Source organism: Micromonospora lacuserhaii, from assembly GCF_036902735.1.
Taxonomy (GTDB): domain Bacteria; phylum Actinomycetota; class Actinomycetes; order Mycobacteriales; family Micromonosporaceae; genus Micromonospora.
Genome location: NZ_JBAKHO010000093.1, coordinates 1 through 10,709 on the forward strand (window position 1 = coordinate 1; position 10,709 = coordinate 10,709).

Here is a 10,709-nt window from a genome sequence, read left to right on the forward strand (position 1 = left end):
CGCCGGGCCGGCCCAGCGCGTCGGTGAGCCCGGCGACGGCGGCGCGGAGCCGCCCGGCGGCCCGGCCGGACCGCACCCGCGGCACCCAGCGGGTGGCCGCCACCGGAACGAGCACCACCGGCACCAGCACGGCGAGCGCGCCGAGCGCGTAGATGAGGGTCACGGGCGGGCACCGCCCCTGGGTCGGGCGGCGGGCACGGCGGCGTACGCCGACCCGGCCGCGGGCCGTCGCGTGACGCCTACCGATGCCATTGGTCCCCCTGCCGCCGGCGCTCGGCCGGACCTGCCCCGCACTTCACGACCCGGAGGGGCCCCACGCCGTCCCGGACCGGATCGACCACGCCGTCGCCGGCAGATGGTGATCGAGTGTTGCCACCCTAGTGGAACGCCGCGCGCGAGCGGTAGCCGCGAGGCCCGTCCTGCGGCTTTTCCCCGCTTTTCCCGGTCGGCAGGCCGACAGCCGTCCCTCCCGCCGGGACGGGCGCCGACCCGGCCGGCGGGTCGGCGGGACCGGTCAGCGGACCGGCAGGGTCAACCGGTCGGCCAGCACGTGCAGCAGGGCGGGGTGCAGCTTGTCGCTCCAGCCGCCCCCACCGGCGGCGAGTTCCGCGGTGCGCAGCCAGAGCTCGACCAGGTACGCGTCGGCGACGAGCCGGCGACGGGCCGGGTCGAGCCCGAAGGCCGCGCCGTGCCGCTCCAGCAGGTCGACCATCGCCGTGGTCGCCTCGCCGGCGGGCCGGCCGTCCAGCGACAGCGCGCACTGGAACCCCTGGTGGGCCAGGTCGAAGCCGACCGGCCGGTCGGTGCCGCTGTTCTCCCAGTCCCAGGCGACCAGCCGACCCCGGTGGGTGCCCAGGTTCCACGGCACCCAGTCGCCGTGCCAGTGTCCGAACTCCAGGGTCGTCGCGCCGTCCCGGTCGACGAGCGCGGCCAGCGCGGCGTCGACCGCCCCGCCGGCCCGGGCGGCGCGGGCGGTCAGGTCGGCCAGGAAGGGTGAGTCACGCAGTGGCCCGGGAGCCTGGGCCGGGCCACCCCGCCGGGCCACCGCCAGCATCGCGGCCACCCGGGGCCGCTGCGGGTGGCGCAGCCGGCGGACCCGGGCCGGCATCGGCTCGACCAGGGTCACCCGGAGGTCCGCCCAGGTGAGTTCGCGCAGCAGGCCCGGCACGTCGGGGAAGTCACCGCCGTCACGGGGCAGGTCCCGCAGCGCGTCGGCCTCCGCGCCGACCATCGCCCGGGTCGCGTCGTTCCAGCCGATCTTCGCGTACGCCCGCGCGGCGCCCCGGTCGTCGAAGAGCTGCAACGTCGGCTTGTGGTGCGGGTCCGGCGGGCGGATGCCGATGGCGGCGTGCAGCCGGCGGCCCTCGACCTGGCTGATCCGCTCGGCCAGCAGCAGCTCGGCCGGGTCCACGTCGGTCGGCACGGCGACGGTGAGCACGGGCATCCGAGCCAGGCCGGTGGCGCCGGCGCCGGCGAGCAGGCCCACCGCGAGCCGGTTGGCCCGGACCCGGGGCGGCCGCAGCGCGTTGTACGCCAGGGTCGACGCCGCCCCCACCCGACGCGAGGCCAGCGGCAGCAGGAACTTCGCCCGCTCCACCGAGGGCACCACGGCGTACCGGGCGGCGACCCGGTGACCGGCGGGCGCGGGGGCCGGCGCGGCGGAGACGTCGAGCCGGAGTCGCGGGTCGCCGAAGATGGCCCGGCTCACCCAGCCCAGGCCGTCCCGCCGGGTCCGCGGATCCGCTGCCGTCGTCATGCCGTCCCCCATCCCGCCCGCCGCCCGGGCCGCGTTGGCGGACACGATAGGTGCAGCGGGCAAGCCGCCGCCCGGCGGGCCGGAGCCCACCGGGCGGCGTGCCGGTCTCCTCAGCGCTGCCAGACGCGGACGTAGTCCACCTTGAAGTCGGCCGGGAAGTGGGTGGCCGCGTCCGGTTCGCCGAGCCAGCCGCCGACCTGGAAGTTCAGCCGGATGTTGAACGGCTTGTTGAAGGCCTGGTCGAACCACGGCGTGGTGCTGCGGTCGCGCTGCCAGACCTGCCGCCCGTCGACGTACCAGCGGATCACGCCCGGCTCCCACTCCGTGGTGTACGTGTGGAAGCCGTCACCGGGGTACCCGCCGTTCGGGAAGGCCCAGCGCTGGTCCTGCTTCACCGGGGTGTAGTCGTAGAAGATGCCCTGGGTGGCGGCCCGGTAGAAGTCGCTGCCGCCGGGCAACTCCACCACGTCGATCTCGCCGTTGCCGCCGTCGTCCGGGCGCAGCCAGAACGCCGGCCAGAGCCCCCGTGAGTCGGTCGGCCCGTTGGGGGACTGGGCCCGCATCTCGAAGCGGCCGTACTGGAACGAGGCCTTACCGATGGTGTCCAGGTAGCTCTGGGTGTACTGGCGGGTCTGCGAGCTGCACACCGCGGTCTCCCGTTGCGCCCGCAGGGTGAGCACGCCGCCGGAGGTGAACGTGTTGTCGGCGTCGTCGACGTTGCAGCCGCTGTCGATGTCGCGTCCCTCGTTGTCGCGCAGGTTCCACCGGGACAGGTCGACCTGCGGCCCGCTGAACTCGTCGGACCAGACCAGCCGCCAGCCGGGCACCTGGTCGCCGGGCGCGACGGTCGGCGTCGGGGCGGGTGGGGTGGTGGTCGGCGGAGGCGGGGGCGCGGTGGTGGCGGTGCGCGTCGGGCTGGGCGCGACCGTCCGGGTCGGTGACGGCAGCGGCGCGGACGGCGGCGGCGCGGCGGGCGTCGTCGGCGCCGGCGTGGAGCTGGTCGGGGGCCGGACCGGCGCGTCGCCGCCCCGGCTGTAGTTCAGCACCAGCTGGGGCCGGATGGTGGTGCGGGTGTTCTCCTTCGACGCCCAGTAGATGCGGGTGTTCCAGTTCTCCTGGGTGAGGGCGAAGGTGACTCGGCCGTTGCCGGTGACCGCGCCGGTGACGTCCCAGGTGTTGAAGCCTTGGCTCACCCGGTCGACGGCGGCGAGCGCCGGGCCGAGGGCGGGCCGGGAGGTCCAGGCGCCCGCCCCGGCGGCGGTGCCCTGCGCGGTGTGCGCCCGCACCCGGGAGGAGAACGGCTGCCAGGCGTACACCCGCAGGCTCGCCCGGACGTCGCGGGCGTCGGCGGGCAGGCCCCGCACGGTGAATTCGATCAGCGCGTCGCGCTGGCCGTTGCCGTTGCCGTCGCAGAGCCGCGGGCAACTGGCCAGCGTGGTCTTCACGCCGTTGTCACCGTCCTGCGGCACCTGGGTGGCGGTGGTGTCGGCGGCGGCGGTGAGCACGACCGGTGACACTTCGGCCGCGAGCAGCGGCATCATGCTGGCCACCACCCCGGCGACCACACCGGCGCTGAGGACGCTCAGGACGACGGCCTTGCGGCGGGCACCGATGACCGGTGCGGCGCGGTGGAGTCCGTGCCTGGTCAAGGAACACTCCCTGTGTCGGCGGTGATTACCCGCCGCAGCGTATCGACGCTTCGCACCCGCCGTTCGGACAAAACCCACACGACGAGATGACTTAACCAAAGCATAAGAGTGACGCCGTCGCGGGCGCGGGCTGACGCGGGGCGCTACCGGCGGGCCGCCCCGGCCAGCGCCTCGCGCATCGCATGGACCGGCGCGGGCACCCCGGTGAACTGCTGGAACTGGTCGATCGCCTGGGCCAGCAGCAGGTCGAGCCCGGAGGCCACCCGCAGCCGGGCGGCGAGGGCGGACGCGGCCAACGGGGTCGGCCACGGGTCGTAGAGGGCGTCGAAGAGAACCGTGGACGGTCCCCAGTGGACCCGGTGGGCCAACTGGTCGGCCACCCCCTTCGGCACCGTCGAGATGACCACGTCGGTGTCCAGGTACGCCGTGGCCCGGTCCCACGGCGCCGCGGCCAGCTCCACCCCGACCGCCGTCGCCACCGGGCGCAGCTCGTTCACCGCGGCCTCCCGGCGGGCCACGACGGTGACCGGGCCGGTGCCGAGCCGGGCGCAGGCGGCCAGCGCGGCCCGGGCGGTGCCACCCGCGCCGAGCACGGTGACCCGGGCGCCCGGCGTCACCCCGGTGTTGGTGAGCACCTCGACCATGCCGACGACGTCGGTGTTGTCCGCGTACCAGACGCCGCCGGGACGTCGTACCAGCGTGTTGGCGGCGCCGACGGCGGCGGCGACCGGCGAGGCGCGGTCGGCCACCGCGAGCGCGGCCTCCTTGCCGGGCATGGTGACCGACAGGCCGACCCACTCCGGGCCCAGGCCGGCGACCAGCTCCGCCAGCTCCGCCGCCGCGCACTCGATCCGGGTGTACGACCAGCCGGTCAGCCCGGCGGCGGCGTAGCCGGCGTGGTGGATCACCGGGGAGAGGGAGTGCGCGATCGGCTTGCCGACCACCGCGGCCCGGTGCACCGTCACGTCACTCCCCCGTCCCACGACTTCCGACCCGAGCCAGCCGGGGGGTCAGATGATGCCGGCTTCCCTCGCCTTGGCCTCGTTACGCTGCTGCTCCGCGTACGTCTCCGCGAAGGCGGAGTGACCCTGCTTGTCGATGGCCACGAAGTAGAACCACTTGCCGTCCGGCGGGTCCATCGAGCCCTGCATCGCCTGCTTGCCGGGGTTGTCGATCGGCGTGGGCGGCAGACCCTTCAGCTTCCGGTTGTACGGGTTCTTCGGGTTGTCGAGCTCAGAGGCGGTCATCTGGGCGGACGTCTTGGTCTTCTGGCCGGTCAGCTCCAGGTAGTAGTTGACCGTGACGTCCATCTCCAGGCAGTTGCAGGGGAATTCCTTGTACACCCGGTTGTAGGCCACCCGGGCGACCTTGCCCAGGTCGTCCTTGTTACCCGCCTCGGCCTGCGCGAGCGACGCGACGATCAACGCCTCGTACGGGCTGACCCCGCCGAGGTTGGCCTCCACGGTCTCGACGAACTTCAGCTCAGTCGTCACGGTGAGGAAGTTGGCCACCATGTCCTTCAGGATGCCCTCGGCGGTCGCGTTCGGCGGCATCTCGTAGGTGTCCGGGTAGAGGAAGCCCTCGATCGACTTGGTGACCTTCTTGCCGTCCTTGCGGTTGAACCAAAAGGCCGGCACACCCAGCGCCTCGGGATTCTTCGCCGCCGCCTCGAACTCCTTGACCGGGATCTTGGTCTTGTCCGAGAGGATCTTGTAGACGTTCTTGGCGGTGCGGCCCTCCGGAATCGTCACCTGGTTGGTGACCTTGTTCTTCCGGTCCAGCATCATGGTGAGCGCCTTCTCCGCGCTCATCTGCTTGCGCAGCTTGTAGAGCCCGGGCTGGATGTTCTTGGCCAGCGCGTTCGCCTCGGCCGCCTCGATGAAGGCCTTGGTGCTCTTCACCACGTCCGCCGCGACCAGCGCGTCGCCGATGTCGGCGATCAACGCGCCCTGCTTCACCTCGACCAGGGCCTGGCCGCTGCCGCCGCCGTCGTAGTCGGGGGTGACGAAGTGGTTACGGATCCGGTCGAAGCCGACGTAGGCGCCGCCACCGATCCCGCCCAGCAGGACCAGGGCCATGAACAGGGCGAAGACCGTCTTGCCCCGGCCGCCACCGGACTTCTTCTTCGCGTTGCGCCGCTCGACGAAGCCGCGCCGGTGCCGGCCCTTCTCACCCCTCTCCGGCTCGTCGAACCCGAGGTCCAAATCGTCGATCATTTCGTCCGCCTCCGCTGCGCGTCTAGCCAGCTCTGCAGGATCTCGACCGCGGCGGCCTGATCGACCACCGCGCGTTGGCGCTTTCCCCGGACGCCTCGCTCCGCCAGCCTACGAGACGCCACGACGGTCGACATCCTCTCGTCGGTGAGCGTCACCGGAACCGGCGCTATTACATCGGCCAAACGGCTCACATACGCCGTCACATGCTGCGCCGCCGGGCCGTGTTTCCCGGCCAGGTTGACCGGAAGGCCCACCACCACCTCGACCGCTTCGTGCTCGGCGATCAGGTGTGTGAGCTCCGCCATGTCGCTCGGCACCGCGTCGGGCGCCGCCGTCAGGTCCCGGGCGAGGGTGACCAGCGGGGTGGCGAGCACGCCGTGCGGGTCGGACCGGGCCACCCCGACCCGAACCTGGCCGACGTCCACGCCGAGCCGGACACCCCTGGTCAACTCACCCACCGGTCACTCCCCGGACGGAACGGGCCAGGGCGGACCGGTCCGGTCCGCCCTGGCTCCCCTCGTGCACGATCACGCGTCGGCGATCGCCTTCTCGACGGTGAGCAGCAGCTTCGGCGCCTCCGCCGCGGGCAGGCCGCCGCCCTGCGCGACGTCCGGGCTGCCGCCACCCCGGCCGGAGAAGGCCGCCTTGACCAGGTCGTTGGCCGCCAGCCCACGGAGCCGGGCCGCCCCGTTCACGGCCACCACCAGCGACGCCTTGCCGTTCGCCCGGGCCGCGACCGCGACCACCGCCGGCCGCGCCGGGTCGATCTTGCCGCGGATCTCCTGGGCGAGGGTCCGCACGTCGTTGCCGGCCGCGCCCTCCGGCGCCTCGGTCCCGACGTACGCGATCCCGTGGACGTCCTTCGCCTGCCCCGCGAGCGCCGCCGCTCCGCCCAGCACCAGCTGGGCGCGGAGCTTCTCCAGCTCCTTCTCCGCGTCTCGCAACTGGGTCACGGTCTGCTCGACCCGGTCGGCGACCTGGTCGCCCGGCACCCGGAACAGCTCCGCCAGCCGGGACACCAGCAGGTGCTCGCGGGCCAGGAAGCCGAAGGCGTCCATGCCGACCAGCGCCTCGATCCGGCGTACGCCGGAGCCCACCGACGCCTCGGAGAGGATCTTCACCAGGCCCAGCTGCGCCGAGCGGGCCACGTGGGTGCCGCCGCACAGCTCCCGGGCGTAGTCGCCGACCTCGACGACCCGGACCCGCTCGCCGTACTTCTCGCCGAAGAGCGCCATCGCGCCGATCCGGCGGGCCTCCTCCTGGGTGGTGATGAAGGCGTGCACCTCCAGGTCCGCCAGCAGCACCTCGTTGACCTGCTGCTCCACGTCGTGCAGCACGCTCGGCGAGACCCCGGTCGGGGTGTTGAAGTCGAACCGGAGCCGGCCCGGCGCGTTCAGCGAACCGGCCTGGGTCGCCGACTCGCCGAGGAAGTTGCGCATGGTCTGGTGCACCAGGTGCGTCGCGGTGTGCGAGCGGGAGATGGCCCGGCGCCGGGTCACGTCGATCTCGGCGTACCCGGTCTCGCCGGCGCGCACCTCGCCCCGCAACACCTTGGCCCGGTGCACGATCAGGCCGGGCACCGGCTGCTGCACGTCGAAGACCTCGACCTGGCCGCCGCCCACGGTGATCAGGCCCTGGTCCGGCTGCTGCCCACCGCCCTCGGCGTAGAACGGGGTGGTGTCCAGCACCAGCTCGATCGTGTCGCCCTCGACCGCCGCGCCGATCGCCGCGCCGCCGGAGAGCAGCGCCCGCACCCGGGACTCGCGGTTCAGCTCGGTGTAGCCGGTGAACTCCACCGCCCCGCCGTCGTCCAGCACCGACCGGTACGCCGACACGTCGGTGTGCCCGGTCTTGCGGGCCTGCGCGTCGGCCTTGGCCCGGTTTCGCTGGTCGGCCATCAGCCGGCGGAAGCCCTCGGCGTCCACCTGCAGGCCCTGCTCGCCGGCGATCTCCAGGGTCAGGTCGATCGGGAAGCCGTACGTGTCGTGCAGCTGGAAGGCCTTGTCGCCGGAGAGCGCCGGCTTGCCGGCCGACTTCGTCTCGGCGATCGCGGTGTCCAGGATGGTGGTGCCGGCGCGCAGCGTGGAGAGGAAGGCGTCCTCCTCGGCGTACGCGTACTGGGAGATCCGGTCGAACTCCTCGGCCAGCTCCGGGTACGACGGAGCCATGCAGTCCCGGGCCACCGGCAGCAGCTCGGGCAGCGCCCGCTCCTGCCAGCCCAGCAGCCGCACCGCCCGGATCGCCCGCCGCATGATCCGGCGCAGCACGTACCCGCGACCCTCGTTGCTCGGGGTGACCCCGTCGCCGATCAGCATCAGCGCGGTCCGCACGTGGTCGGCGACCACCCGCAGCCGCACGTCGTCCGGGTGCGACTCGCTGGCCACGTGCCCGGAGTGCGCGCCGTAGCGCTTGCCGGTCAGCTCGGCCGCCCGGTCGAGGATCGGCCGGACCTCGTCGATCTCGTAGAGGTTGTCGACGCCCTGGAGGATGGAGGCCATCCGCTCCAGGCCCATGCCGGTGTCGATGTTCTTCGCCGGCAGGTCGCCCAGGATCGGGAAGCTCTCCTTGCCGGTGCCCGGGCCCCGCTCGAACTGCATGAAGACGAGGTTCCAGAACTCCATGTAGCGGTCCTCGTCGACCGCCGGCCCACCCTCGCGGCCGTACTCCGGACCGCGGTCGTAGAAGAGCTCGGAGCACGGGCCGCACGGGCCGGGAATGCCCATCGACCAGAAGTTGTCGGCCTTGCCGCGGCGCACGATCCGCTCGGCCGGCACGCCGACCGACCGCCAGATCTCGAACGCCTCGTCGTCGTCGAGGTAGACGGTCGGCCAGACCCGCTCCGGGTCCAGCCCGTAGCCGCCGTCGGCGACCGACTTGGTGACCAGGTCCCAGGCGAGCGGGATCGCCCCGGACTTGAAGTAGTCACCGAAGGAGAAGTTGCCGTTCATCTGGAAGAACGTGCCGTGCCGGCTGGTCTTGCCGACCTCGTCGATGTCCGGCGTACGGATGCACTTCTGCACGCTGACCGCCCGCCGGTACGGCGGGGTCTGCTGCCCCAGGAAGTAGGGGACGAACTGCACCATGCCGGCGTTGACGAACAGCAGGTTCGGGTCGTTGATGGCGGGCAGCGGAGCGGACGGCACCACGGCATGGCCGTTCGCCTCGAAGTGGGCGAGGTACCGCCGCTTGATCTCCGCCGTCTTCATCGCTGGTGTTCCTCCGGAAAGATCTCTCGGTCGCCGATGCGCGGGTCCTCCCGCAGCTCGGCGAACTGGTCGTCGAACGCCTCGCCGCGCGCGAACGCCTCGTGGATCTCCTGCTCCCGCTCGGCCATCCCGACCCGGACGTCCTCCACGAAGCTACGCAGCGACTCCACCAGGCCGCCAGCGGATTCGGACAGCCCACTGGCGATCCCGGCCGGGGTGTACGCCTGAGCGGTACGGGTGGCCTTGCGGACCACCACCACACCCACGGCCAGACCGATGCCGAGCCAGAACAGTCGCCTCATGGTCTCATTCCTTCTGCTCGCCGCCGGTCGGGTCAGTGGTTGCCGCGCCGGGCGGCGCGACGCTGCTGCTTGATGGTGTCGCGCACCTCACGCTCGGTCTCCGCGTGCCGGCGGGCCGAGGCGGCCCGGCGCACGCCGTAGCCGAAGGCGGCCACCTTGACCAGCGGGTTGGCCGCGGCGGCGGAGACGACCGTCGCCAGGTTCGCCACGTTTGCGGTGACGTTCTGGGCGTGGGTGGTCATGGTGTCGACCTTGGCGAGCTGGAGGTTGACCCCGTCCAGCGAGGTCTGCACCTGCTCCAGGGCGGTGTTGACGTTCTTCACCGTGGTGTTGACGTCGCCCAGGAGCGGGGTGGTCTGCTCGTTGAGGTCGTTGATCATCCGGGTCGCGGCGTCCACGGTGTGGCGGAGCCGCAGGATGGGCAGCGTCAGGATCAGCACCAGCATCGCGAAAGCGATCGCCGCGACCAACGCCGCGACATCCAAAGGCTCCACGCCTGTCCTCCTCATACAGAGTTCCGGGACCCGGCGTCCCGGCACTCGACCGTCCGACCCACTCGGCGTCCATCGACTCACCAGGGGTCAGCGGGGCCGGCGGGTTCGCCAGCCCCAGACCCTACCGTCCGTGATGGAAACCGGCTCAGGATGGTGAGCCGGTGGGTTCTCCGAGCGGGTCGTCGGTGAACGTCGGGAACGGATCCTCACCGGTCAGCGACGGGTCGGTGCTCGGCTGCGGCCGGGTCCGCTCGTCGTCGATCGCGTTGCGCACCTTCACCGACACCAACGATCCGGTGCACTTTCCCGCAGCGGGCGGGGGCACCGGGGACGGCGGCACCGCCGGCGCCCCGTTCACCGGCGGCGGTACGCAGGTCGGCTGCCGTACCCACAGGTCGAGGGTCAGCTCGTCGCGGCGCCAGCAGGTGTAGCTGCCCTTCTCCTTCTGCTCCGGGCAGCGGGCGACCTGCCACGGACGCCAGCCCTCGGCGGCCAGCGCCTGCGAGTAGACCCGGGCGGTCTCCTCCGGGGCACGGTCGGAGGTGACGGTGCGTTCGCGCAGCCGGCAGTCCTGCAGGCACCAGCGGCTGCCGCTGACGTTGTCGACGGTCTTGACCGCCGCCCAGCCCGGCACGCCCAACTCGTCGAGGGTGTCGAAGACGGGGTCGTGGCTGAGCGTCCGGATGCCGAAGTAGAGCGGGACCGCGCCGAGCAGCACCAAGGTGACCAGCGCCAGGATGCCCAGCCGCAGCCGGCGTCGTTCGCGCATCTGCCGGCGCAGCTCGGACCGGGCGCCGCGCAGGCCACCCGGACCGGCGTCGTCGGTCTCCTCCCCGGCCGACGGACGCAACGGTGGCCCGCTGACCGGGCCGGCGGGCTCGGGCCGCGGACCGGTCGGAGCGACCACGGCGGACGCCCGCGCGACGGCCGGTGGCGCCTCCGCCCGGGCGGCCGAGGCTACGACGGCGACGCCGGACGACTCGGGCCGGCCGGGCTGCCCCTGCGGCGAGGACGGCCGTCCGGCGCGCTCCTCGGGGCCCGGCTGCGGCCGGCCCGGCGCGGCGGCCCGGGCGACCACAAGTCGGA

At 73.0% G+C, this 10,709-nt stretch carries 9 protein-coding genes; all 9 read right to left on the reverse strand.

Translation table 11 applies throughout. The features are described 5' to 3' along the window. Positions 1-514 precede the first annotated feature (514 nt). On the reverse strand, positions 515-1,768 hold the full coding sequence (locus V6U81_RS28320; protein ID WP_334494041.1) for a hypothetical protein: 1,254 nt from the start codon (positions 1,766-1,768) through the stop codon (positions 515-517). Positions 1,769-1,866: 98 nt separating this feature from the next. After that, on the reverse strand, positions 1,867-3,405 hold the full coding sequence (locus V6U81_RS28325) for a family 16 glycosylhydrolase (protein ID WP_334494027.1): 1,539 nt from the start codon (positions 3,403-3,405) through the stop codon (positions 1,867-1,869). 143 nt (positions 3,406-3,548) lie between these two features. After that, complete coding sequence (locus tag V6U81_RS28330) at positions 3,549-4,370, reverse strand: shikimate dehydrogenase (RefSeq protein WP_334494029.1); 822 nt, start codon at positions 4,368-4,370, stop codon at positions 3,549-3,551. 45 nt (positions 4,371-4,415) lie between these two features. Beyond that, positions 4,416-5,621: an endolytic transglycosylase MltG gene (gene mltG / locus V6U81_RS28335; protein ID WP_334494031.1), complete on the reverse strand. Its 1,206-nt coding sequence runs from the start codon at positions 5,619-5,621 to the stop codon at positions 4,416-4,418. Then, positions 5,618-6,079, reverse strand: coding sequence for a Holliday junction resolvase RuvX (gene ruvX, locus V6U81_RS28340; protein ID WP_334494033.1), 462 nt, complete (start codon positions 6,077-6,079; stop codon positions 5,618-5,620). Before ruvX ends, mltG begins: the two co-directional genes overlap by 4 nt. A gap of 69 nt (positions 6,080-6,148) precedes the next feature. After that, a complete protein-coding gene (gene alaS, locus V6U81_RS28345; RefSeq protein WP_334494035.1) occupies positions 6,149-8,827 on the reverse strand; it encodes an alanine--tRNA ligase in 2,679 nt (892 codons plus the stop codon). Next, complete coding sequence (locus V6U81_RS28350; RefSeq protein ID WP_334494037.1) at positions 8,824-9,129, reverse strand: hypothetical protein; 306 nt, start codon at positions 9,127-9,129, stop codon at positions 8,824-8,826. The genes alaS and V6U81_RS28350 overlap by 4 nt, the downstream gene beginning before the upstream one ends. A gap of 32 nt (positions 9,130-9,161) precedes the next feature. Further along, the gene (locus V6U81_RS28355) at positions 9,162-9,623 is read right to left on the reverse strand and encodes a DUF948 domain-containing protein (RefSeq protein ID WP_334494038.1); all 462 of its coding nucleotides are present in this window, start codon (positions 9,621-9,623) and stop codon (positions 9,162-9,164) included. A 145-nt stretch (positions 9,624-9,768) separates the two neighbouring features. Next, complete coding sequence (locus tag V6U81_RS28360) at positions 9,769-10,392, reverse strand: hypothetical protein (RefSeq protein ID WP_334494043.1); 624 nt, start codon at positions 10,390-10,392, stop codon at positions 9,769-9,771. Positions 10,393-10,709 lie beyond the last annotated feature (317 nt).